This is a genomic window from Cupriavidus sp. WGlv3, assembly GCF_023952475.1.
GTDB lineage: Bacteria > Pseudomonadota > Gammaproteobacteria > Burkholderiales > Burkholderiaceae > Cupriavidus > Cupriavidus phytorum.
The window spans coordinates 57,411-81,842 of record NZ_JALHRX010000022.1 but is presented as its reverse complement, the minus strand read 5'-3'; the positions used below and the strand labels follow the sequence as shown (position 1 = coordinate 81,842).

General features: G+C 63.9%; 21 protein-coding genes. 8 read left to right on the top strand and 13 right to left on the bottom strand.

The window, feature by feature from the left end; all coding sequences use genetic code 11:
• Positions 1 to 32 precede the first annotated feature (32 nt).
• Positions 33 to 875: an S-formylglutathione hydrolase gene (fghA, locus tag MKD38_RS26285; RefSeq protein WP_252681659.1), complete on the top strand. Its 843-nt coding sequence runs from the start codon at positions 33 to 35 to the stop codon at positions 873 to 875.
• Positions 876 to 883: 8 nt separating this feature from the next.
• On the opposite strand, the gene MKD38_RS26280 is transcribed toward fghA, so the two are convergent.
• Positions 884 to 1,897, bottom strand: coding sequence for an AraC family transcriptional regulator (locus MKD38_RS26280; protein ID WP_252681653.1), 1,014 nt, complete (start codon positions 1,895 to 1,897; stop codon positions 884 to 886).
• Positions 1,898 to 2,048: 151 nt separating this feature from the next.
• Between MKD38_RS26280 and MKD38_RS26275 the strand changes: the two genes are divergently transcribed.
• The 6 genes from MKD38_RS26275 to MKD38_RS26250 are packed head-to-tail and all read left to right on the top strand — an operon-like array spanning position 2,049 to position 8,274.
• Complete coding sequence (locus tag MKD38_RS26275; RefSeq protein WP_252681651.1) at positions 2,049 to 3,182, top strand: acyl-CoA dehydrogenase family protein; 1,134 nt, start codon at positions 2,049 to 2,051, stop codon at positions 3,180 to 3,182.
• Positions 3,183 to 3,222: 40 nt separating this feature from the next.
• Positions 3,223 to 4,746: a CoA-acylating methylmalonate-semialdehyde dehydrogenase gene (locus tag MKD38_RS26270; RefSeq protein WP_252681648.1), complete on the top strand. Its 1,524-nt coding sequence runs from the start codon at positions 3,223 to 3,225 to the stop codon at positions 4,744 to 4,746.
• A gap of 38 nt (positions 4,747 to 4,784) precedes the next feature.
• On the top strand, positions 4,785 to 5,690 hold the full coding sequence (gene mmsB, locus MKD38_RS26265) for a 3-hydroxyisobutyrate dehydrogenase (protein WP_252681645.1): 906 nt from the start codon (positions 4,785 to 4,787) through the stop codon (positions 5,688 to 5,690).
• Positions 5,687 to 6,457 (top strand): enoyl-CoA hydratase, encoded by a 771-nt coding sequence (locus MKD38_RS26260; RefSeq protein ID WP_252681642.1) that lies wholly within the window; start codon positions 5,687 to 5,689, stop codon positions 6,455 to 6,457. Before mmsB ends, MKD38_RS26260 begins: the two co-directional genes overlap by 4 nt.
• A gap of 9 nt (positions 6,458 to 6,466) precedes the next feature.
• Positions 6,467 to 7,594 carry an enoyl-CoA hydratase/isomerase family protein gene (locus MKD38_RS26255; protein ID WP_252681640.1) on the top strand — a complete coding sequence of 376 codons (1,128 nt, stop codon included), beginning with the start codon at positions 6,467 to 6,469 and terminating at the stop codon, positions 7,592 to 7,594.
• Positions 7,595 to 7,608: 14 nt separating this feature from the next.
• Positions 7,609 to 8,274 carry a Crp/Fnr family transcriptional regulator gene (locus tag MKD38_RS26250; RefSeq protein WP_252681638.1) on the top strand — a complete coding sequence of 222 codons (666 nt, stop codon included), beginning with the start codon at positions 7,609 to 7,611 and terminating at the stop codon, positions 8,272 to 8,274.
• A 13-nt stretch (positions 8,275 to 8,287) separates the two neighbouring features.
• Here MKD38_RS26250 and alaC read toward each other — a convergent pair whose 3' ends face one another.
• The 4 genes from alaC to MKD38_RS26230 all read right to left on the bottom strand — a co-directional run bounded on the left by alaC (position 8,288) and on the right by MKD38_RS26230 (position 11,739).
• Positions 8,288 to 9,517, bottom strand: coding sequence for an alanine transaminase (gene alaC / locus MKD38_RS26245; RefSeq protein ID WP_252681636.1), 1,230 nt, complete (start codon positions 9,515 to 9,517; stop codon positions 8,288 to 8,290).
• Between the two features lie 135 nt (positions 9,518 to 9,652).
• On the bottom strand, positions 9,653 to 10,045 hold the full coding sequence (locus MKD38_RS26240) for a hypothetical protein (protein WP_252681634.1): 393 nt from the start codon (positions 10,043 to 10,045) through the stop codon (positions 9,653 to 9,655).
• An 80-nt stretch (positions 10,046 to 10,125) separates the two neighbouring features.
• The gene (locus MKD38_RS26235; RefSeq protein ID WP_252681632.1) at positions 10,126 to 10,953 is read right to left on the bottom strand and encodes a siderophore-interacting protein; all 828 of its coding nucleotides are present in this window, start codon (positions 10,951 to 10,953) and stop codon (positions 10,126 to 10,128) included.
• A gap of 78 nt (positions 10,954 to 11,031) precedes the next feature.
• Positions 11,032 to 11,739 (bottom strand): PadR family transcriptional regulator, encoded by a 708-nt coding sequence (locus tag MKD38_RS26230; RefSeq protein ID WP_252681630.1) that lies wholly within the window; start codon positions 11,737 to 11,739, stop codon positions 11,032 to 11,034.
• A gap of 238 nt (positions 11,740 to 11,977) precedes the next feature.
• Here MKD38_RS26230 and MKD38_RS26225 point away from each other — a divergent pair, with 238 nt between their 5' ends.
• Positions 11,978 to 13,027, top strand: a complete 1,050-nt coding sequence (locus MKD38_RS26225) for a hypothetical protein (RefSeq protein ID WP_252681628.1) — start codon at positions 11,978 to 11,980, stop codon at positions 13,025 to 13,027.
• 18 nt (positions 13,028 to 13,045) lie between these two features.
• Here the strand turns inward: MKD38_RS26225 and MKD38_RS26220 are convergent, their stop codons facing one another.
• The 8 genes from MKD38_RS26220 to MKD38_RS26185 form a co-directional block, all read right to left on the bottom strand.
• Positions 13,046 to 14,407, bottom strand: coding sequence for a cytochrome P450 (locus MKD38_RS26220; RefSeq protein WP_252681626.1), 1,362 nt, complete (start codon positions 14,405 to 14,407; stop codon positions 13,046 to 13,048).
• An 18-nt stretch (positions 14,408 to 14,425) separates the two neighbouring features.
• A complete protein-coding gene (locus MKD38_RS26215; protein ID WP_252681624.1) occupies positions 14,426 to 15,604 on the bottom strand; it encodes a hypothetical protein in 1,179 nt (392 codons plus the stop codon).
• Positions 15,601 to 15,945 carry a hypothetical protein gene (locus MKD38_RS26210; protein ID WP_252681622.1) on the bottom strand — a complete coding sequence of 115 codons (345 nt, stop codon included), beginning with the start codon at positions 15,943 to 15,945 and terminating at the stop codon, positions 15,601 to 15,603. The genes MKD38_RS26215 and MKD38_RS26210 overlap by 4 nt, the downstream gene beginning before the upstream one ends.
• Positions 15,946 to 16,452: 507 nt before the next feature.
• Positions 16,453 to 18,060: a capsule polysaccharide biogenesis protein gene (locus MKD38_RS26205; RefSeq protein WP_252681620.1), complete on the bottom strand. Its 1,608-nt coding sequence runs from the start codon at positions 18,058 to 18,060 to the stop codon at positions 16,453 to 16,455.
• Positions 17,948 to 20,074, bottom strand: coding sequence for a capsule polysaccharide biogenesis protein (locus tag MKD38_RS26200; protein ID WP_252681618.1), 2,127 nt, complete (start codon positions 20,072 to 20,074; stop codon positions 17,948 to 17,950). Before MKD38_RS26200 ends, MKD38_RS26205 begins: the two co-directional genes overlap by 113 nt.
• Positions 20,058 to 21,020 carry a KpsF/GutQ family sugar-phosphate isomerase gene (locus MKD38_RS26195; protein ID WP_252681616.1) on the bottom strand — a complete coding sequence of 321 codons (963 nt, stop codon included), beginning with the start codon at positions 21,018 to 21,020 and terminating at the stop codon, positions 20,058 to 20,060. The genes MKD38_RS26200 and MKD38_RS26195 overlap by 17 nt, the downstream gene beginning before the upstream one ends.
• 62 nt (positions 21,021 to 21,082) lie before the next feature.
• Positions 21,083 to 21,928, bottom strand: a complete 846-nt coding sequence (gene kdsA / locus MKD38_RS26190) for a 3-deoxy-8-phosphooctulonate synthase (RefSeq protein WP_252681614.1) — start codon at positions 21,926 to 21,928, stop codon at positions 21,083 to 21,085.
• Between the two features lie 122 nt (positions 21,929 to 22,050).
• Entirely contained in the window at positions 22,051 to 24,405 is a 2,355-nt protein-coding gene (locus tag MKD38_RS26185) for a capsular polysaccharide export protein, LipB/KpsS family (RefSeq protein WP_252681611.1), read from the bottom strand.
• Positions 24,406 to 24,432: the final 27 nt, after the last annotated feature.

The window sequence follows — 24,432 nt, the reverse complement described above, 5'->3', positions numbered from 1 at the left end:
TTCCGTGGTGTTGTACTGAGGACGGCGCCGACATGGAACTGATCTCTCAACATGGCTGCCACGGCGGCATGCAGCGCTTCTATCGTCATGACTCGGCCGCAATCGGGCTGCAGATGCGTTTCTCGGTCTACCTGCCGCCGCAGGCGCAGGCCGGCGCACGGGTGCCGGTGCTGTTCTACCTGGCCGGCCTGACCTGCACCGAAGAGACCTTCATGATCAAGGCCGGCGCCCAGCGTTTTGCCGCCGAGCACGGCCTGATGCTGGTGGCACCGGATACCAGTCCGCGCGGCGCGGCCCTGCCCGGCGAAGCGGATGCGTGGGACTTTGGAGTGGGCGCGGGGTTTTATCTCGATGCCACCGAGGCACCGTGGCACAAGCACTGGCGCATGGAAAGCTACGTCGCCGACGAACTGTTCGAACTGGTGACCAGTGCGTTGCCGGGCGATGCCGCGCGCGTCGGCATCTTCGGGCATTCGATGGGCGGGCACGGTGCGCTGGTGCTGGCGCAGCGCCATCCGCAGCGCTTCCGCTCGGTGTCGGCGTTCGCGCCAATCGCCGCGCCGTCGCGCTGCCCGTGGGGCGAGAAGGCCTTTACCGGCTACCTCGGCAGCGACCGCGCCGCCTGGGCGCAGCATGACGCGAGCGAGCTGATGGCACGACAGCAAGCGGCGCCGTTCCCGGCCGGCATCCTGGTCGACCAGGGCCTGGACGACCAGTTCCTGCAAAGCCAGCTGCATCCGGACGCATTCGCCGCGGCCTGCCAGGCCGTGGGCCAGCCGCTGACGCTGCGCCGGCACAGCGGCTACGACCACGGCTACTATTTCATCACCAGCTTTATCGCCGATCACATCCGGCACCACGCCACGCAGCTGTAGCCGCGCACTCAGCCTTCCGCCACGCGGCGGTAGGCCCCCGGGCGCGATCCGGTCCAGCGCCGGAAGGCCCGGTGGAACGCGCCGGGCTCGGCAAAGCCGAGTTCGGCCGCGATATCCGCGACCGCGCGCCCGGAATGGCTGAGCGCTTCGATCGCCAGGTCGCGCCGCAGCGCATCCTTCAGGTCCTGGTAGCTCACGCCCTCCTCCATCAGCCGGCGCCGCAATGACGATGCCGACAGGTTCAGGCTGACGGCCAGGTCTTCGAAGGTCGGCCACACATCCGGCCTCTGGTTGCGCAGCAGCCTGCGCACGCGCGCACCCATGCTGCTGCGGTCCGAATACTTGACCACCACGTTGTGCGGCGCATCGCGCAGGAACGCCTTCAGGCTGCGCTCGTCCTGGCGCACCGGCTGATCCAGCAGCGCCGCGTCGAATACCAGCGCCGTGGCCGGCTGCGCGAAGGCCAGCTGGCGCGAATACATGACGCGATACTCCGCGCTGTACGGTGGCTCGGCATAGGCGAACGCCGCCAGCCGCACCGGCACGCGCCGCCGCAGCAGCCAGCTCATCAGGCCATGCAGCATGATCAGCATGGTTTCCTGCGCAAACACGCCGGGCTGCCGCCCCAGGTGCGCGCTGGGCGTAGTCAGCACCAGCGCGGCCTCGTCGCCGTGGCGCTCCAGCCGCACGCCGATATCGTCGAGCAGCAGCCGGAAGTACCGCGTGATGCGCTCCAGAGCCTGCGCCAGCGTGCGGCTGCCCGCCACCGCATGGCACAGCATGGCAAAGCTGCCGCACTTCATGCTGCGCGAATCCTGGCCGAAGAACTCGTCGTCCAGCGCCGCGGCCACCGCCAGCCACAGTTCGCTGTAGCTGGCAGCCGAAACCCGCGCCTGCGGCACGGTCAGCAGCGCCGGGGCAATGCCGGCGCTGCGCAGCACCGGATCGGGGTCGATGCCGCGCGCACGCAGTCCCGCAATGGCGTGGTGGACGAAACAGATGGCGACACTGCCTTTTTCCATGGCGCTGGCGGGTGGCAAACGAGTTCACGAAGATTGGCGGATTTTGGCATAGGAGCCGGCCCCGGGCGTTCCTACACTGCCCGCAGGTCAAACGCCGAGCGCGCATTCTGCCTGAGTTGCAGCGCGGCTCCAAACGCCAACCCAATCTGCCATGCACAGCGACTACACCGAAGAGCAAACCATGATCCGCGACAGCGTGCGCGCCTTTGCCACCGAGCGGCTGGCCGGCGGCGCCGCGCAATGGGACCGCGACGGCCGCCTTCCCGACGAGGTCGTCGCCGAAATGGGCGCGCTGGGGCTACTGGGCATGATCGTGCCAGAGGAATGGGGCGGCACCTATACCGACTATGTCGCCTACGCGCTCGCCATCGAAGAGATCGCCGCCGGCTGCGCCGCCTGCGCTACGATGATGAGCGTGCACAACTCGGTAGGCTGCGGGCCGATCCTGCATTACGGCACCGATGCGCAGAAGGAACGCTACCTGGCCCGGCTGGCCAGCGGCGAGCTGATCGGCGCGTTCTGCCTGACCGAGCCGCAGGCCGGCTCCGAAGCGCACAACCTGCGCACCCGCGCCCGCTTTACCGACAACGGCTGGGTGCTCAACGGCAGCAAGCAGTTCGTCACCAACGGCCAGCGCGCGGGCGTGGCGGTGGTGTTTGCCGCGACCGAGCCGGAGCGCGGCAAGAAAGGCATCTCGGCGTTCCTGGTGCCCACCGACACCCCCGGCTTTATCGTGCACGCACCGGAAAAGAAGCTGGGCATCCGCGCCTCGGACACCTGCGCCATCACGCTGGAAGACTGCATGGTCCCGCACGACGCGCTGCTGGGCGAGCCCGGCGAGGGCCTGCGCATCGCGCTGTCCAACCTGGAGGGCGGACGCATCGGCATCGCCGCGCAGGCGATCGGCATCGCCCGCTCGGCATTCGAGGCCGCATGCCGCTACGCGTCCGAGCGCATCCAGTTCGGCCGCGCGCTGCGCGAGCATCCTCCCATCGCCAACATGCTGGCCGACATGGCCACCGAACTGAATGCCGCGCGGCTGCTGGTGCATCGTGCCGCGCGCATGCGCAGCGAGGGGGTGCCGTGCCTGTCCGAAGCCTCGCAGGCCAAGCTGTATGCGTCGGAGCTGGCCGAGCGCGTGTGCTCGAAGGCGCTGCAGATCCACGGCGGCTATGGCTACCTCGAAGACTATCCGGTCGAGCGCCATTACCGCGACGCCCGCATTACCCAGATCTACGAAGGCACCAGCGAGATCCAGCGCATGCTGATCGCGCGCAGCCTCTGACCCTTCTTCCCCTGCAGAACAACACCCTCCGGAGACAACCATGACTGCCGTGCCCAACACCGCCACTGCCGTGCCGACCGTACCGCTGCTGATCAACGGCGAATGGGTGGACTCGTCCGCCACCGAATTCCGCAACGTGGTCAACCCCGCGACGCAGGAAGTGCTGGCGCGCGTGCCGCTCGCCACCGCCAGCGAAGTCGCGGCAGCCGTGGGCGCCGCGCACCGCGCCTTTGCTAGCTGGCGCCACACGCCGATCGGCGCGCGGCTGCGCGTCATGCTGCGCTTCCAGGCGCTGATCCGCGAGCACAGCAAGCGTATCGCCGCGATCCTGACCGCCGAGCAGGGCAAGACCCTGGCCGATGCCGAAGGCGATATCTTCCGCGGGCTGGAGGTGGTCGAGCACGCCTGCTCCATTGGCACGCTGCAGCAAGGCGGCTTCGCCGAGAACGTCGCCGCCACCGTCGACACCTACACGCTGCAGCAGCCGATCGGCGTCTGCGCCGGCATCACCCCGTTCAACTTCCCGGCGATGATCCCGCTGTGGATGTTCCCGATGGCGATCGTCTGCGGCAATACTTTCGTGCTCAAGCCGTCCGAGCAGGATCCGCTGTCGACCATGGAGCTGGTCAAGCTGGCGCTGGAAGCCGGCGTGCCGCCGGGCGTGCTGAACGTGGTGCACGGCGCCAAGGACGTGGTCGATGCGCTGTGCACGCACCCGGACATCAAGGCGGTGTCGTTCGTCGGCTCCACCGCCGTCGGCACCCATGTCTACAACCTCGCCGGCGCGCACGGCAAGCGCGTGCAGTCGATGATGGGCGCCAAGAACCACGCGGTGGTGCTGCCCGACGCGCACAAGGAACAGACCCTCAATGCGCTGGCGGGCGCCGGCTTCGGCGCGGCCGGGCAGCGCTGCATGGCGACTTCGGTGGTGGTGCTGGTGGGCGCGGCGCGTGACTGGGTGCCCGACCTGGTGGCGCGCGCCAGGACGCTCAAGGTCGGCGCCGGCGCCGAGCCGGGCACCGATGTCGGCCCGGTGGTTTCGGTCGCGGCAAAGGAACGCATCCTCGGCCTGATCGCCGCCGGCGAGCGCGAAGGCGCCACGCTGGTGATGGACGGTCGCGGCGTGGAAGTTCCGGGATACCCGCAGGGCAACTTCATCGGCCCGACCATCTTCACCGAGGTGAAGACCGACATGTCGATCTACACCGAAGAGATCTTCGGCCCGGTGCTGGTGGTAATCGGCGTCGACACGCTGGACGACGCCATCGCGCTGGTCAACCGCAACCCGTTCGGCAACGGCACCGGCGTGTTCACGCAGAGCGGCGCCGCGGCGCGCAAGTTCCAGAGCGAGATCGATGTCGGCCAGGTTGGCATCAACATCCCCATCCCGGTACCGGTGCCCTACTTCAGCTTCACCGGCTCGCGCGGCTCCAAGCTGGGCGACCTGGGGCCGTACGGCAAGCAGGTGGTGCAGTTCTACACCCAGACCAAGACGGTGACGGCTCGGTGGTTTGACGATGCCACGGTCAATGATGGGGTGAATACCACCATCAGCCTGAAGTAATCGGGCGGCATTCAAAAACGACACGGAAGGAGACACCCATGCATATCGCCTTCATCGGCCTGGGCAACATGGGCGCGCCCATGGCGCGCAACCTGCTCAAGGCCGGCCACACGCTGACCGTATTCGACCTGAACGCCGCCACGGTGGCCTCGCTGTGCGCCGACGGCGCGGGCAGCGCGGACTCGGCGCGCAAGGCCGTGGCCGAGGCGGATTTCGTCATCACCATGCTGCCGGCGGCCGCGCACGTGCGCAGCGCCTACCTGGGCGAAGACGGCGTGCTGGCCGGGGTGCGGCCCGGCGTGCCGCTGGTCGACTCCAGCACCATCGATCCCGCCACCGTGCGTGAACTGGCCGCCGCCGCCGAGGCGCGCGGCAATGCGCTGGCCGATGCCCCGGTCTCCGGCGGCACCGTCGGCGCGCAGGCCGGCACGCTGACCTTCATGGTCGGCGCCTCCGAAGCGCTGTTCGCGCAGGTGCGGCCCGTCCTGGCCGGCATGGGCCGCAACCTGGTCCATTGCGGCGGCACCGGCACCGGCCAGGTCGCCAAGATCTGCAACAACCTGATCCTGGGCATCTCCATGATCGGCGTCTCGGAGGCGATGGCGCTGGGGGTCAAGCTCGGCATCAATGCCAATGTGCTGGCGGGCATCGTCAATACTTCCACCGGGCGCTGCTGGGCTTCGGATACCTGCAACCCGTGGCCCGGCGTGATCGAGACCGCGCCGGCCGGGCGCGGCTACAGCGGCGGCTTTGGCGCCGACCTGATGCTGAAGGACCTGGGCCTGGCCACGGACGCCGCGCGCAGCGTGAAGCAGCCGCTGTTTCTCGGTGCGCTGGCGCAGCAGGTCTACCAGGCGGTGAGCCATGCCGGCGACGGCCATCTCGACTTCTCCGGCGTGATCCGCCAGTACCTGTCCGCTGCGGACAAGGAGAACCAGCAATGATCGAGTTTGCCCTGCACGGCCACGTCGCCACGCTCACGCTGAGCCGCCCGCCCGCCAACGCCTTCACCGCCGAAGGCCTGCAACAGCTGCGCGAACTGGTGGCAAGGATCGATGCCAACCCGGAAGTCCGCGCCGTGGTCGTCACCGGGGCCGGCGAGAAGTTCTTCAGTGCCGGCGCCGACCTGAACGGCTTTGCCGAGGGCGACCGCGCCCACGCGCGCGTGATGGCGCAGCAGTTCGGCAACGCCTTCGAAGCGCTGCAGAATGCGCGTCCGGTGGTAATTGCCGCGATCAACGGCTATGCCATGGGCGGCGGGCTGGAATGCGCGCTGGCCTGCGATATCCGCATCGCCGAGGAGCAGGCGCAGATGGCACTGCCCGAAGCCGCCGTGGGGCTGCTGCCGTGCGGCTGCGGCACGCAGACGCTGCCGTGGCTGGTGGGCGAAGGCTGGGCCAAGCGCATGATCCTGACCAACGAGCGCGTCGACGCGGCCACCGCGCTGCGCATTGGCCTGGTGGAAGAAGTCGTGCCGCGCGGCCAGGCCCTTGCCACGGCGCTGGCGATGGCCGAACGCGCCGGCAAGCTCAGCCCGCGTGCCGCCGCGCACAGCAAGCGGCTGGTGCACCTGGCGCGCCAGGGCGTGCCGCGCCAGGCCGCGCTGGCACTGGAGCGCGAGCGCTTTGTCGACCTGTTCGACGATGCCGACCAGCGCGAAGGCGTCAATGCCTTCCTCGAGAAACGCGCGCCGCAATGGCGCAACGCCTAGGAGCGCGCCATGCGCCTGACCGAAGAAACCAAGGCCGCCAACCTGGACGTGGCCGAGCCGGAGGTGCTGTTCCAGGTGGTCAACGGCGTCGGCATCGCCACGCTGAACCGGCCGCGCCAGCTCAATGCCCTGTCGTATCCGATGGTGGTCGCGCTGGGCGCGCAGGTCGAAGCCTGGGCGACTGACGATGCCATCCGCGCGGTGGTGCTGCGCGGAGCGGGCCCCAAGGCCTTCTGTGCCGGCGGCGATATCCGCGCGCTCACCGACAGCTATCGCGACGGCACGCCGCTGCACCGGCGCTTCTTTATCGACGAATACACGCTGGACTACCGCCTGCACCGCTACCCCAAGCCGCTGGTGGCGCTGATGGACGGCATCGTCATGGGCGGCGGCATGGGCCTGGCACAGGCCGCGCACCTGCGCCTGGTCACCGAACGCTCGCGCGTGGCCATGCCCGAGACCGGCATCGGCCTGGTGCCGGATGTCGGCGCCAGCCACTTCCTGTCGAAGCTGCCGGTGCCGCTGGCGCTCTACCTGGGACTGACCGGCGTGAGCATCGGCGCGGCCGACGCCTTGCTGTGCGGACTGGCCGATGCGGCGGTAGACAGTGCCACGCTCGCCGGACTGGAGCAAACCCTCGCCGGCATCGAATGGGGCCATGACACGCTGGCCGATCTGCGCCACGCGCTGGTCCGCGAGCCCGTTGCCAGCGCCGCCGAAGCGCCGCTGCTGCAAGTGCTGCCGGCGCTGCTGCAGCATTTCGCGGGGCACGCCACGCTGCCGGAGATCCTGGCCGACCTGGCTTGCCAGGACGACCCCGCCTACACCGCATGGGCCACCCGCACCATCGACGTCTTGCGCACCCGTTCGCCGCTGTCCGCGTGCGCCACGCGGGAGCTGCTGCTGCGCGGGCGCAGGATGGACCTGGCCGACTGCTTCCGCATGGAACTGGCGGTGGTGGTCAACACCTTCACGCAAGGCGATTTCGTCGAAGGCGTGCGCGCGCTGATCGTCGACAAGGACAACGCGCCGCGCTGGCGCGTCACCAGCTATGACGCGGTGGACGATGCCCGGGTCCAGGCGCTGTTCCGGCCGTGGTGGGCGCCGGGCGAGCAGCCGCTGGCCCTGCACCACTGAGCGGATGCGCTGCCGTGAGCCTCGACGCGCTGCTGGCGCGCAGCCCCTGGGCCGCGGCACTGACACCGGAGCAACGCGACCGCGTGCGCGCCGAACTGCGCGAGCGCGCGGTGCCGCAAGGCGCCTATGTCATCCGCAAGGGCGACCGGGCCGACAGCTGGCTGGGCGTTGCCGACGGCCTGGTCAAGGTGCATTGCGCCTCGCCGTCCGGCAAGCGTGCCACGCTTACCGGCGTGCCGGCCGGCGGCTGGCTCGGCGAAGGTTCCCTGCTCAAGCGCGAGGCGCTGCGCTATGACGTGGTGGCGCTGCGCGATTCCCGCATCGCATGCATGCCCGGTGCCACCTTCCGCTGGTTGCAGGAAACCAGCCTGCCCTTCAACCGCTACCTGCTCGACCAGCTCAACGAACGGCTCGGCCTGTTTATCGCCACCGTCGAGCATGAGCGGCTGCATGGCATCGAGGGCCGCGTGGCGCGGGCGCTGGCGACGCTGTTCAATCCGGTGCTATGCCCTGGCCTGGGTCCGGCACTGCACCTGACGCAGGAAGAAGTGGGCCTGCTGGCGGGGATTTCGCGCCAGCGGGCCAATGCGGCGCTCAAGGTGCTGGAGAGCGAAGGCTTGCTGGCGGTCGAGCACGGCGCCGTACATGTGCTCGACCTGGAGGCGCTGCGCCGCTACTGAACGCGGCGCGGGTTCATGCCTGTGGGCCCGTCGATGGCTTCACCAGACCGTCCGCCCGGAACATCGCCTTGATGCCGCGCACCGCCTGCCGGATGCGCGATTCATTTTCGATCAGCGCGAAGCGCACGTACTCGTCGCCATAGTCGCCAAAGCCGATGCCCGGTGACACCGACACCTTGGCCTTGGCCAGCAATTGCTTCGAGAACTCCAGCGAGCCCAGCGCGCGGTAGGGTTCCGGAATCCGCGCCCAGATATACATCGAGGCCTTCGGGATTTCCACCGGCCAGCCCGCCTCGATCAGACCGCGCGCCAGCACGTCGCGGCGCGACTGGTATTGCGCGGCGATCTCGCTCACGCATTGCTGGTCGCCTTCCAGCGCGGCAATGGCGGCGATCTGCAACGGCGTGAAGGTGCCGTAGTCGTGATAGCTCTTGATGCGCGTCAGCGCCGCCACAAGGTCCGGGTTGCCGACCATGAAGCCCACGCGCCAGCCCGCCATGTTGTAGCTTTTGGACAGCGTGAAGAATTCCACCGCGATATCCTTCGCGCCCGGCACCTGCATGATCGACGGTGCCTTCCAGCCGTCGAAAACAATATCCGCGTAGGCTAGGTCGTGCACCACGAAGATGTCGTGCTTGCGCGCCAGCGCGATCACGCGCTCGAAGAAGTCCAGCTCCACGCACTGCGCCGTCGGGTTGGACGGAAATCCCAGCACGATCATCTTGGGCTTGGGATAGCTGCCGCGGATGGCGCGCTCCAGCTCGGCAAAGAAGTCGATGCCCGGCACCAGCGGCACCGAGCGGATATCGGCCCCGGCGATGACCGCGCCGTAGATGTGGATCGGATAGCTGGGATCGGGCACCAGCACCGTGTCGCCGCGATCCAGCGTGGCCAGCATCAGGTGCGCGAGGCCTTCCTTGGAGCCGATGGTGACGATGGCCTCGGTATCCGCATCGATGTCGACGTCATAGCGCTGGCGGTACCAGTGCGAGATCGCGCGGCGCAGCCGTGGAATGCCCTTGGATGCCGAATAGCCGTGCGTATCGGGCCGCTGCGCCGCTTCGGTGAGCTTGGCCACGATATGCGCCGGCGTGGCGCCATCGGGATTGCCCATGCTCATGTCGATGATGTCCTCGCCACGGCGGCGGGCGGCCATCTTCAGCTCGGCGGTGATATTGAAAACGTACGGGGGAAGGCGATCGATGCGCGCAAAGCGGCGCTTGCCGGAGGAAGCGGCAGTCATGAGGGAGTCCTTTACGTAAGCGCCCGGAACCGTCCGAGCGACGTCGGCAGCCGCTGTCTTTTGTCAAACTTATCGGCGCCGGGGACTCATGTTAGCGGGGATGCGGCCATTGCACAACGGGCGTGTGCAGATGACCTAGAGCCTGCCGCCCGGCAGACCGGTCGGCCGGTTCGCGGGCAGATGGCGCACGATGCAGTCCAGCGCGGGGGAATCGGAGCGCCCACCCAGCGCCGCACTGACCGAATCGCGGTACTGCTGCGCAGAGATGCGCTGGTAGTACAGGCGCGAGGTCTGGTCCAGCCAGTAGACGTAGTCGTCGTCGCTGCGGCTGCCGCTGGTGCGCAGCCACTCGCTGATATTGTTCGTCCCGACGATCATGTTCGGGCACGCGGTCTGCAGCGAATCGAGATAGGCATTGAAGTCGGTGGCCTGGCGGTTGCGCACGGCGTCCGGCGCACAGGCGGCGAGCAACGCTATGGATGCCGCCGCGGCGCCAGCAGCGCGCAACGGTCTGGATGCAGTCAGCACGGCAGTCCCCTTGGACAGTAGCGATGCGTGCCATCTTATGGCAACACATCGCCCGCGTACACCGTGCCGCCCCGCGTTGCTCAGTCGTCCAGCGTCTCGTGCACCGCCGAGGCCCCGCGCTTCCAGTAGGCGGAGGCCCGGATGCGCTTCTTGTCGATGCCGCGCTCCGTGACCAGGTACTGGCGCACCGTCTTCATCGCCGCGCCCTCGCCGGCGGCCCACACATAGCCCTCGCCACGCGGCAGCGCCAGCTTGCGCAGCGCGCCTTCCAGCAGGCTGCCTTCCGGCGCATCGCCGCGATGCAGCCAGTGCACGTCCGCCTTCGCGGCGCTCGGCAGCGGGATCTGCGCGGCGGCATCGCCCACTTCCACCACGACAATGGCATGGGTGCCGGCACCCAGTTCTTCCAGCCGGCGCGCGATCGCCGGCAGCGCCGTATCGTCACCGACCAGCAGGTGCCAGTCGAACCCCGTCGGCACCACGAACGAACCGCGCGGCCCGCCCACGCCCAGGTACTGGCCCGGCCGCGCCTGGGTCGCCCACGTCGACGCGGGGCCATCGCCATGCAGCACGAATTCGAGGTCCAGCTCCTGCTTCGCGGCATCGTAGCGGCGCGGCGTATAGTCGCGTGCCGCCGGGCGCGGCTCGCCCTCGGGAAACGCAATGCCGTCCGCGGTGACCCGCGGCAGCACCGGCTTGTCATCGCCGGCAGCCGGGAAAAACACCTTGACGTGATCGTCGAAGGACCCCGAGACAAAGTCCTGCAGGTCGGCGCCGCCCAGCGTCACGCGCAGCAGTTGCGGCGAGACCTGCGTGGTGCGCACCACCTGCAGCAGGCGCATCTTCAGCGGATGGCGCACGCGCTCGACGGTCAGGTTGCGTGCGGGTTCGGTAGCGTTTGTCGTCATATCGGAATTCCTTGTCTGCGCGCCCTGCGCCTGCCGGGCACGATTGCCGAAGGCCGATGCCAGGGTCAGCGCCATGGTTCAGGCCTGCGGGCCCGCTTCGATTTCCTTCGCCGCGCGCGCCAGGATCGCGGCAATGCGGCGCTGCTCGTCGGCACCCGCTTCACTGCGCATCACCAGCGCCTGCTTCAGTGCCGCGCGCGCCTGCATCAGCTCGGGCAGCCAGCCGCCCTGCTCCGGCTCGGGCTGCTGCTCGCCCCGCATCGCCCGGCGCATCCACTCCATCTTGCGCGCCACATGGCGCAGCCGCGCCACCATCACGTCGACCCGCTCGCGGTTGGCCGCCAGGTGCGCCTTGCCGGGCTCTGACAACTGGTAGCGCTTCTTGTTGCCTTCGGTGTCGACGGTGGCATAGCCGACTTCTTCCAGGTAGGTCAGCGCGGGATAGACCACCCCGGGGCTGGGCTTGTAGAAGCCGTTGGTGCGCGTTTCCAGCGCCTTGATCAGTTCGTAGCCGTGGCTGGGCTTTTCTTCCAGCAACGACAGCAGCAGCAATTGCAGGTCGTCCGCACTGAACTTGCGGCCGCGGCGCCAGCCTTCCTCGTCGAAGCCGCCGGGCCCGCCTGGACCGAAGGCGTCATCGTCGCGACCGCCCCAGAAGCTGCCGTGCCCTCGGCCCATGGCGTGGTGAGCTACGTGCGGGGCAAGGCGCATCATGAGATGGCGGGCCCTTCCGAGAAAGTCCGGATGGGGGCCGAAGCCGTGGTGATGCGGGTGGTGGTGATGCATGAAGCTCTCCTGTATGTCGCTAGACATATCTTACGATATATATCGTAAGAGCTAAAGTCAAGGCTCACCGCTTTACCACGCTACGCACCACAAGGACTGCCATGCGTGCGCTGGCGTACCAACCCGGGTTGTCTATCGTCCTGCCGCTTTCCAACATTCATTTAACGCCAAGCATCGCGACAGACGGCGCAGCGGCCGGCACGACAGTGAACAACAACAGGCCAACCGGGGGACAAAGATGGACGCCAGGATTCAGCGCAGGCTGAGGGCCTGCATCGGCGCCATGATGCTGGCGCCAGCGGGAGTGGCGTTCGGCGCCATGGAGGATGCGCTGCTAAGCGCGGAACCGGTGGGGGCGGCGGCCCGGGGCTATTACGCCGAACCGGCGTACGACATGGGCACCCATTACCAGGGCGGCCATCTGCGGCTCGGCTACAAGCTGTCGCCGGACTGGTCGCTGGAAGCAGGCTACTGGCGCCGCCACCTCAGCCACGGCGACGACTCCGCCGGCATCGACAGCTGGCTGGCGTCGACCAGCTATGGCCTGATCACGACGCCGGACGCTGGCCGCAAGCTCACGTTGCGCCTGTCGGCCTGGGGCAACTACACCGGCAGCCTGCGCAAATCCGGCGCAATGCCGGGAAGCAAGCTCGCCGACTACAGCATCGCCCATCCGAACGACACGCAGGTGCAGGCCGATCTGGTCTACACCGGTCAGCCGTGGCCGGGCCAGTCCCTGACCGGCTTTATCAGCGGCGGCTATAGCTGGGTCCGTGCTGGCGATATCCAGGGCACGCTCAAGCAAGGCTCTTGCCTGTACAACGTCAGGGTCGGTGCCGACAACATGGCGACCGGAACGCTGGCGGCGCCATGCCGAGTGGGCCGCGCCACCGTGTCCAACGGCGGCTTTCGCCTCAATGCCGCCGATGTCGGCGTCGACGCCGGCAGCAGTTTCAATGACAGCGGCGCATTCGTCGGCGCGGGCGGCTCATGGCGCTGGGGCCTGGGCGCATGGAGCCTGACCGCGGGCTACCACGTCCAGTACTTCTTCCGCGAACTGGACAATCGCTACATGGCCTATGGCTCGGCCAAGACCCAGTTCAACCAGACCGTGCTGCTGCAGGCGTCTTACGCGATCAACCGGCACGTCGACGTCTTCGTGCGCGGACAAGGGGCGCAGAACAGCCTGATGGGTTATGTGCCGCTGCTGTACAACCCGGTCACCGCGAGCCGGCTTGACCGGACCTATGGGTTGTTCTCGATCGGCCTGCGGATCAGCGGGTTCTAGCCGCCGCGAGAACACCGGTCAGCGGCGTTGCAGCCTGACGCGCACCCCGTTGCCCGAACGGATCGTTACGCGCCCCACCACCTTCGGCACGTGCCCCGGATCGGCTTCCACGCGATACCGGCGAACGATGCTGGCGAGTATCAGCACGGCCTCCTGCGTTGCATAGGCAGCGCCGATGCATACGCGCGGCCCCTTGCTGAACGGGATATACGCGCACTTCGACGACTCCTTGCCGGCCGGCGTGTCGAAACGATCCGGATCGAATTCGTCCGGCCGCTCCCACAACGCGCGGTGCCGATGCAGCAGCCACGGCGAAATCAGGATCGGCGAGCCTTCCTTGACCGACTTGTCGCGGATGCACTGCGACTGCGCGGCCTCGCGCACGAAGAACCCCACCGGCGGGTACAGGCGCAGCGTTTCGCGGAACACATTGCCCACGGTCGGCAGGCGCTTGATATCGCTCAGCTCGAAATCCCGTTCCCCCACCGCGGCCTGGATCTCCGCCAGCATCTGGTCCTGCAGGTGCGGGCATTGCGAAATCAAATAAAGCGCCCAGGTCAGCGCGCTGGCCGATGTCTCGTGCCCGGCCAGGAACAGCATGCAGACCTGGTCCACCAGCTCTTCATAGGTAAACCGATCGCCGCTGACCGGATCGACAGCATCCATCATGGCGGCGAGGATGTCCTGCCTTGCACCGCCCTGCCCGCTGTCGCGCTCCGCCATCCGCCGCGCGATGATCCCCGACAGGATCGACCGGATCTTCTTCGCCGCGCGCTTGCTGGCCCAGGCCGAATACACCGGCGGCAACCGGTAGATCATCAGGATCATCGCCCGTTGCGCGTGATGCTGGAATTCCAGGAAGGCGTCGTAGATCTCCTTCGCCGCGGATTCCTCCAGCGTTTCCGACAGGATGGTGCGGAAGATGATGTCCGCCGTCACGTAGGTCATCTCGCCGTCGACCTCGTACGAACGCCCGTCCGCCACCTCATCCAGGCGCTGTGTCATGCCCGACACCGAATCCGCCATCAGCGCGAACACGAGCCTGAGCCGCGCCTGCGCGAACGCTGGCTCAACCAGGCGGCGCTGCCGTTCCCACAGGCCACCGTTGGTGGTGAAGATGCTGGTGCCCAGCAGCGGCTCGAGCATCCGGTGCATCAGCTTGTGCTTGGGATACGCATGCGCATCCCCCAGAATCCGGCGCACCCAGTCGGCATCGTTCACCATGAAGATGTCCATGCCGGGCTGCGAGATCTTGCCCATCTTCATCGAATAGCTGCGCTCGAACAGCACATCGATCCAGGAATTCCAGCCACGCAGGAAGCGCAACAGGAACGAACTCTTGCGCACATGCGGCCTGGGGTACGGGGGCTGGAAATTCATGGGGGCGAACGGCGGGTATCAGAAAGGCTGGATGCGGCGCGGACCGGCCGTCATCCGGAAATAGTCATACTCGTTAGGCAAGGCGCTTGCCATCAGGTACTGGAAATGCAGGCGCTGCTTGCTGCGCTTCATGCGCGCGTATTCCTGCTTGCCGAACATGCGGAACGGGCGCACCACCTGCGCGGTCGGCCGGCCCGCGGCCACGCCGGCAATGCCCGAGATTTCGAGCGGATTGGCCTGCGAGAAACACAGCGAATCGGCACGGGCGTTCATGTCCAGCCACTGCATCTCACGCTCCGCCGACAGGCGCTGCAGGTCGCGGCGGAACGCAACGGCCGACGGCATCAGGCTCAAAAGCGGAATGCACTGCCCCAGCGTCACCAGCGTCAGGCCGCGGCGCTGCGCCGGTGTCAGCGCATCCGCCAGGCGCGCCGCCAGCGACACGCCGACGATCGAGCCGACGCTATGGCCCACCACCAGCGCCTCGTCGCAGGGCGATGCCTCCAGGTCACGGCGGATCCAGTCCGCAAACGCATCGATGCGCTGCCGGACATCCTCGGGCTCGCGCTCGCCCCACGCCTGCACGAAACGGTAGATCCGCAGCAGCCAGAACACCGCCAGCCGGTTCGCCAGCGCAACCCCGCCGCCGAACAGCACGGCACCGGCGGCCATCCCGCCCGTCACCGCCAGCCATCCATGCACTCCCACCGCCGACAGCGCCGCCGAGGCGCCAATCCCGAGACCGAGCGACAGCATCAGCAGCAGCGCCAGATAAACCAGCGGATACAACGCACTGAAAAATGGCCCGCGGAAGGTCTTGCTCAGGCGGCCGAACGCGCCGCAACCGATATAGCGCGCATAGCTGGCGAGCGTCGCCAGCACCAGCAGCGTCAGGCTCGGCTCCCAGTGCCGACGCACCAGGTCATCCCAATGCAGGAACTGGTACTCCGTGGAAACCGAATGGCCATCCCATTCACTGTCGACGTTCCAGGCGCTGACATGCTCACCCAGCCGCGAGCGCGCACCGACGGCGACCGAACCGCCATGATGGACGGCCTGCTTGGCGGACTCTTCGCGATACAGGCGGTGATAGAACGCCGCGCCACGCGGATCGAAGCCGCTGACGTAATAGACCTTGCGGCGCCTAACGCTGGCCGAAGCAGCCTGCGCGGGCTTGTCCTGAGCGGCAGTGCTCATCCTTGCGTCCGGTGATGGAGCTTTTTCTTGAGTACCAGGTCCACGATCGGCTGCTCGCGCTTGTTGGCGCGCCGGCAATGGTCCTGCTGGAACTTGTCGGTAAACCAGATGATGAATCGTGCCCACCAGCGATGCTGCTCGCGCCAGGCGTGCGAAGACACCGACTCCCAGGCGTAGCCGTTGAGCAGCGTCGCATTGACGAAATGATCGAGCGCCCGCACCCCTGCCCGGCCGCGCTCGGTCTTGCCGAAAAAACCGATATAGACGATCAGGAGGTATCCGAGGACGGCCAACGGGACGATAAAGATCATCAGCAGGAAGCCGGCGATGCGTTCTCTCATGGCGATGAGTGGGGGCGAAGAATGGGGGCTGGGGGCGCAGCGGGGGTAATGCGGGTGGACCGGCTAGCCGGTAACGCTAAGGGCGCCGGGGCGCCCGACAGTATAGCGGCAGATCAAACCTGGGACAGCCGGATAGCGTCCGACCGGACCGGCTCGGCAATGCTACCGTCTTGACTGTTGTAGTTTTGAAACAATATCCAGTCGGCACCCACAGCAGCTTTCCGGTCGCGAATAAGACAGGGATTCACTGCTACGCAGATTTGACTGACATCCGGGTTTCCTCCAATTTATGACCGGCATGCGCGAGCCGTTGAATAGAACAAGGAGCTGAACGCTCGACAAAGGACTCGCATGCTGGTTCTCAGCCTTGTTCTATTTGCAGTGATTGGCCTTGCCGCCTTCGTGATGGAATCGGCAGCGCAAGACTGGCGCGACGAACACGTATGACGGAGGCAAGGAAATGACTTGGTCATGCGCAGCACCAGCCGGGCCCACCGGTCGTATCGCTCATCCAACCAGCAGCGCAGCCAGTACGTTAACGGTTGCGTTGATATCCCAGACCCGGCCGCTATAGGCATCGGCGGTGACGAGGCCGGCGACAAACAGCAGACGCGCCAGTTTCCGCCTTTGCAGATCCTTGCGACGCTGCTCCGGAACAGGCACCAGCATGTCGTCGGCATAGAACGACGAGTTGATCTGAGACACCCGCACCAGGTAGTTGCGAAAGCGCGCATAGACCCGCATGTCGACAGCGCCTGGATCATTCCAGAAGGCATCCAGGGACCCTTGGTAAGTCAGGCCGGGCTTGGCGTAAAAGCAGCGGCCAAGCGCAATGACGGGGACACGGTGAAACAAGGCCTGCAAACCGGTCGTGGAGTTCACCGTCACCAATCCCATGCAACGGTGCATCAACGATGGCAGGTGGGCATCGTGAATATAGACGATGCGGCCGCTGGCACCGAAGCGTGCGGCGCATGCCTCAATAAAGGCTGCGTAATCGCTATGGCCCCGATCCATCGGATGATGCTTGAACACCAGCACGCTGTCGGCCGGCGCATGCTCGGCAAAAGAATGCGCGGTCCACTCGATAAAATCCTCGATCCGGCGCCAGGGGCTATGTACCCGAATCTGGCTGTCGTTGTAGACCTGAAGCGGAGCCAGGAAAAAGTGGGGATGCTCGTTCGCCAGCAACTGCTCGCGCAGCGACCGCTCCTGCCAGCGATATACCTGCTTGCGGTATGCCGCCCGTGTCCACTGCCCCAGTTCGTGCACGCCGAACGGCTTGTGATGCTGGTAATGCGGATAGCGGCTCGCAGCGGCCATGCCGCCGGCAAAGTACCAGAACGAGTACAGCGCCATCTTGCGGAACGAATGGCGGAACTTGCGGGGCTTCGGCGGCACCGTGACCTTCGGAATCTCCGGGATCCCAAGCAGGTCAAGCGGTGAATCCGCATTCACGCCGCCGCACTCCAGCGTGATGTAGTCCGGACGCACGTAGCCCTCTTCGAACGCCCACAATGCAATGCCCAGAGCCTCGGCCACCCGCGCGGCAATGCGGTGGTGGCGACGGCTGGTGCCGAATACCACGATGGCGTCGATACGCCGCTCCGCAACCAGGCTACGGAGCACCGCCTCCCACAGCACCATCGGCTGCACGAACCTGACAATGTCACCGCGGCGATAGAAGGCATCGTCGCCGCCGTTGAAGTTGACTTTGGTGACCTGGCAGCCTTTGGCCGTCAGCAGGTCGCGCAGGCGCGCGAAGAACGGGCCGTTCGGTCCTTGTAGCAGCAGGATGCGGCGATGCCTGGCAATCTGTTCCAGGCTCGCCGGCTCCGTCGCGGCAGGCCCTGCAGCGTCGTGCGGAGTGGCCCCTCCACTTCCCTGCGACAGACTGGGGATGTCGATACTTCCGGATGGCTTCCTGAACGACAACATTTCTCGACCCTCGTGCTGCTCTTGTATTCTGTTATTTGTGATTCTGTCTTTGTTCTGCAGCGTCTTATTGCTCTGGCGCAGATACCCGTCGATGCGCCGTGCAATGCTGCGGATGCGCCAGACCGGCAGGATCGGCTCCCCGGGACCTCCGACCGTCTCGCCCGGCGGCGCCGTCACGCCAGCGGATCCATGGACGCAGCAGCGACTGAATCAAATGGCGCCGGAGTCCCGACGCACGGGCTGGTGCCTCATCGCGCCACGACAGGATGTGGTCCACCACAATTTCCGGCGTCGCGAATCCGTGCTTGCCATCGCGCAAGACATAGCGCGGATACAGGATCAGCGCACCCGCAACGAGCATGTCGAGCGAAAGACGACGATGCCGACGTGGCGTTTCGCACCGGTCATCCGTGAGGCCCCAGCCGGCATAGAACGGCGCACCGTGCGTCGTGACCGGCTTGCCCCGGAGCATGGCCTCGAACCCGGCAAGCGAGGTCAGGACATGGACGCCATCGACAGCGGCAATAAGCCGGTCCATCGGACAGTCCGTCACCAGTTCGTCGCACAGCGCGGCGAGCGCCTTTTCCTCGTCGCGATTGCCGCGCAAGCCGCTCATGACATCGGGATGGGGCTTATAGACCAGATACGCGCCAGGCACCTCGGCGCGCACCGCCTCGAGCAGCGCGCGGTTGGTGCGGATGCCAGGTGCCCCGAAAAGCAGCGACGCATCCGCCTCCACCTGGCCGACTACCAGAATTACCCGGCCAACGCCTGCAGGCCGGGTCCAGCTGCCTGACCCGACGTTGTACTTGGTGAGCCCGGCATGGATGATGGATTCGCGCAGTCGCGCTGCGCGCGAAAGGGTAGCGGCATCGAATTCGGCACTCGCCAACAGTCGCTCCAGGTCGGACTCGGAGGTCGCGTCGTAATAGATGCCGGAACGATCAAACACCCACGACAGCGGACGGACCAGCTGCGCGCCCAGGCCAACAGAACGCAAGAAGCCATCCTCCACCGTGATCACCGCCAGATCGGGTCGCACCGTTGCGTCGACACTCTGGCCCCAGCGCAGCAGCGACGCGCCCTGCGGTACATATCGCAGACCGCGATGGAAAATTACCTCGTGACCTTGCAGGAAGTCCTTCAGGATTTTCCGCTTCCAGCGGGAAAAGCCAATTGCATGCAGGCGCCGCGGAAACTGCTGAGCCATCCGGCGCTGCAGTGCCAGGTAGTCGATGGCGTCTTCTACCTCGCAACGGCTTCCGGTATGTGGCTGGACGTAGCGCGTGTAGCGGACCAGCGCGGCAAATGCCAGTTGCTCCACCGAAACGGGATGCCGCCGCGCCGGGGCCGACAATGCATCAATCGTCAGGCCCCATCCGGCATAGAAAGGCATGCCAAAGGTATGAACCGTCTTGCCATGCAGGAGCGCTTCGAAGCCGACCTGCGAGGTAACGGCGAAGACGGCCCGCGCGCCGCGGATCAGCGGCACCACGTGGACGTCGTCCTGGATCCGCTCCACGCGCGGATAGCCGCCGTGGTCCAGGATCTGCCCGAGATAACCACGTTTGCGTCCGAGCGCGACCTCTGGGTGCTCCTTGACCAGGATCGTGCAATCCGGATATGCCTGCAACGCTGACTCGAGCATGCGGCGGAAACTGTCGCCGTCTGCCAGGCCAAACTGCACCGAGGCATCGTTCGCGGTCTGGTCAACCACAAGCACGTATGGCTGTGCCGGCAGCGATGCCGGCGCCGGCGCCGGCGCATAGTTGTACTTGGAGATCCCCGCGTCTCGCCAGCGTTCGATCAGTTGCCAGGCCCTTGCCTGCTCGGACGGCAGCAACGGCGTGGAAATCAGCTCGTCCAGCCGGGAAGGCTGCGATGCGTCGTAATAGATGCCGCGATCATCGACTACCAGCGAACAAGTCGGCGACGACGCTCCGGGGTACAGCGAGCGCAGAAAGCCGTCTTCGAGACACAGGAAGCGCTCGATGCCACGGGAATTCGCGAACGCCCGGGCCTTGCGGGCGGTAGGCCGCCGCCCCCATGCGGCAACGGCGGACAGCGGTACCGCTGCGCCTCGCAACGGATGCACCAGGGCCACCGGCTCGCCCAGGAAAGCAGACAGGTGTTCAATTCGGCGAATGCCGTGGGAAAGAACGCCGATCGCGCCCTCAGACGGCAGGCTCATCACTTCCCAGATCGTGGATTTGCAGGATGCCGACGACCCGATCCGACTCGTTTTTCACCACCAGTGCGCCGATCCTGGCGGCATGGATCCGCGCTTCCGCATCGGCAAAGCGTTCGCCCGGCGATGCGGTCTTCGGATCGGTGGACATGATGTGCCTGGCCATGATCGCCTTGTAATCGCGGTCGGAGTCGAACGCGCGGCGCACGTCGCCATCCGTGATTACGCCCTGCAGTTGCTCGCCTTCCATCACCAGCGCCATGCCGAGGCGGCCGCGGTTGATGACATGCACTACATCGCGGAACGATGCATCCGGGCGACAAACCGGCAGGTTCTCCTTGTGCATGACATCCGTCACGCGGGTCAGGAGTTTCCGGCCCAGGCTTCCGCCCGGGTGGAATCGCGCGAAATCCTCGGGCTGGAAGCCCCGCTTGACCGAAAGGACCACAGCGAGCGCATCGCCCATTACCAGCGTGGCGGTGGTGGAACTGGTCGGTGCCAGGTTGTTATTGCAGGCTTCGCGTTCGACCGAGATGTCCAGCACCACATCCGCGTGCCGCGCCAGCGTGGAATGCACCTTTCCGGTCATCGCGATAACCGGATTCTGCTGATGCTCGAGAAACGGCAGGATGCGGATCAGTTCTTCCGTTTCCCCGCTGTTCGAGATCATCAGCACGACATCAATCGGCTTGATCATGCCGAGATCGCCATGGAAAGCTTCGCCCGGATGCACGGAAAACGCCGGCGTACCCGTCGACGCCATGGTTGCGGCGATCTTCTTGCCGATCAGCCCGGACTTGCCCATGCCGACCACCACCACGCGGCCGCGAGCACGCAAAATGATTTCGACCGCCTTCTCGAATCCCGAATCGATCCGCCCCGACATGCGGTCCAGTGCCTGGATCTCGGTGGCAACGACGTTGCGTGCCAATGCAATGACTTCAGTCATCGTTCTCTCACATTCCCTAATGTTATGCGTGCCGGTCATTGCCCACCGGTGACCCCAAACTGCTATTCGATATGAAGCGGAGCACACGACTTCACCAGGTCGTCCACTGCCTTCACCTGTGTTAGAAATGGTTCGAGCTTGTCCAGCGGCAAGGCACTCGGTCCATCGCACTTGGCGTTGGCAGGGTCCGGATGCGCCTCGAGGAAGAGGCCGGCCAGACCGACCGCCATGCCCGAACGAGCAAGTTCAACGACTTGCTGGCGCCTGCCACCCGATGCGGCGCCATTAGGATCGCGCTGCTGCAAGGCATGCGTGACGTCGAAAATGATCGGCATGTCGTTGGTGACCCGCTTCATCACGCCGAAACCGAGCATGTCGACGACGAGGTTGTCGTAGCCAAAGCAGGTTCCGCGATCGCAAAGGATCAGTTGATCGTTGCCCGCCTCTTTGAACTTTTCGACGATGTTGGCGACCTGCGTCGGGCTAAGGAATTGAGGCTTCTTGATGTTGACGGGCTTGCCGGTTTTCGCCAAAGCGACAACGAGGTCGGTTTGGCGGGCGAGGAATGCGGGTAGTTGGAGGACGTCGACGACCTCGGCAACCAATGGGGCTTGCCAAGGCTCGTGGACATCCGTGATCACGGGTACGCCAAACTTCGCTTTCACTGCTTCGAAAATCTTCAGTCCTTCATCCAGACCAGGTCCCCGGTAGGAGTGAATAGAAGAACGGTTTGCTTTATCGAAACTTGCCTTGAAGACGTAGGGTATGCCGAGCTTTTGAGTAACACGGATGTACTCCTCGCATGAAACAACAGCGAGATCCAGTGACTCAAGCACATTCACGCCCCCAAAAAGAACAAAAGGGCTCGAATTATTCGCCTCAATATTTTCGCCAATATCGATTACCATCCCACATTCACCCGATAACTAATTTTAAATAACCTGGTTACACCAACCACCCGCAACAACAGCACGAAAACTAGACCCCCACCCACCCTTTACAACCACTCTAACAAACCAACCATAACCCATTACTTCACAATCGTAGCAGCTTGTTTATTTCGCCAAAATATTTTCAACGGCCTAAGCGCTGCGATTCGTGAATCCCGAAAAAACGCATGTGGATCTCGTCGCAGCTTTGCCAATTTTGCGGCACGCCTTTCCCTTTCGCTCAAATTAGTTTTACGATTAACAATAACAGCCTTTGATATAGCAATTGCTCTATCCTTATTTTCTATTTTAGACACAGCAGAGGGCGCAATCTTGGAGGCTGGAGTATGAGCAATTGAAACTGGTGCCGCTTTCGAAATTTTCCGTCTCTTTTCGTGCAGGAATAGCTGATACCGCTCGAAAATCGGCGCCGACGTTGAAATCATGGGATAGTGGTCCCAGTCATAGGAAATTTCCTTTACCCCCGGCACTCTCAAATTATAGAAATCCAGCGCCACGGTCAAATTTCTCATTGATCCGTCTCGCTCTTTTCGCAACGCCGTTCGAGGAACACCAAATGAGTAGAATTTAAAAACCAAATAATAAAGAAATCTATAAGCCAACTCCATATTCACCGAAGACTCTAGTGTGACATCAGAGAAAAATCCGTCAACATCCAGTGACGCAATTTCTCTATTGACACCAGGAATAGAATAAAAGGCTTTTCCGAAGATGTAGCAGGGTTTGCCCATAGCCATGGCATAGAGCCCAACGCCGGAATTTATCAATGCAACTCTATCCGACAGTTCTAGCAAATCCAAAAAGTTAGTTTCATTCGGCACATATAATGCGTTCTTTAACTCCGGCGCTTCCGTCTCTAATGGGTGCTTTTTACACAGAACGACCCATCCAGCGCGTTTCAACAGACCCGCAGCTTCATCGATGAACTCGATAAATGCGTCATATGACGGCAAATTTCCCCTCAAGTGTTGAATCACCGTATCACTGGGTCGCTGTAAGGGGACGAACAGTACCTTCTTGCCACCAATACCCAAACGACTGCCTAGCCCTTCCCCGCCAAGTCGGGAGCCTTGACTTTCAAGTGCGGGCGCATCAGTTAGGAGACGCTCAACATATGCCTTAATTGATTCAGACTCATGCTCGGTAAGTGCCATGTCCCACAGTTCCCGCCGATAACTTTCGGAGTCTGCATTGAACCCACGGGGATCAAGAAACCAGCTATCCGGAAACGCACCGCGCTCAAACACAAGGTATGGGAAGTCGTTGCGACGGCACCACTCATAGGCTTGTAGTCGCGCTGGGTTCCCGTACGGGTTGGCAAACAATACTGAGCCGATTCCGTGACCCTCAATTAACTTCTTAAAAGCGACTTCATCGACCAACCCATCTTGATCGATAAGGTCGTATTCGCTCATATACATCAACTGACCCAGAAGCGGAATTATATCCTTTAATACTCTAGCCGCATTAGTATTCTGCTTGCCAAAGAAAAGCACTTTTTTGGACAGCGCGGATGAATCAATTATCGGCTCCGGGTGAAATCTCGTTTTATCAAAATCCTTAAAGAAGTCTAACCAGATCTCTCTATTTTCGGCCATCCTACCGTAAAATGAACTGCTTTTCGGTCGCGGATGCCAGAGATGAAAAACCATGAGATTTGCGAGCAGCGCCGGGCGCCCAAACAATGAAAATTGAGATCGAAATCCTCGATATGTAGCGATATCCCAACTTTTTGAATCATGATAATAATCATCCGGTCGAGGTATCTGACCCAACTCACTACTAAGCCGGTGATACAACTCAAAGTCTTCATAGCCATGGCCTCTAAATTCTGGGCGATGGCCTCCAACCGACAGGTAATGAAGTCGGTCGACGATCATCACCGAGGAACATGGCGCTAGATTCTGTACTGCTCCAGAATCACCATGCATCCATCGCAGATAGAAATCTAGTGCCCTAACATTAGGGTCAGATGCCTCAAATTCCTCCGTACCGTCAGCAGTGAGATAAAGGCAAGGGATCGCGAGAAATCTTTTTTTATATTTTGAAATGCCATAACTTTTCATTAGGATAAGCAGGCGATCCCAGAAATCAGCAGCAACTCTAAGATCTACGTCCAAAAAAGTTATTGCCCTTCCTTCCGCGAAAGATGCACCATAATCTCGCGCCGCCCCAATGGAAAAGACCGATCCCTCACTATCGTGATATAGATATCGGATTCCGTGACGTTTGCAGATAATGTGGCACGGATCGCGATACTCGATCGGGGAGCCCGAATCAACGACCATGAACTCAACATCATCACGCCGTTTGAAGGACGAACATTGATCTTCTAATCTTGCCATAAGATATGGCAACTTTGGATCAGCGCGAAATGGAATAATTACAGTAAGTAAAGGCCTCGCTTCCCGAACACGCATCATTTTATTTTTCATATTCGAAATTTACTTAAAAACTATCAA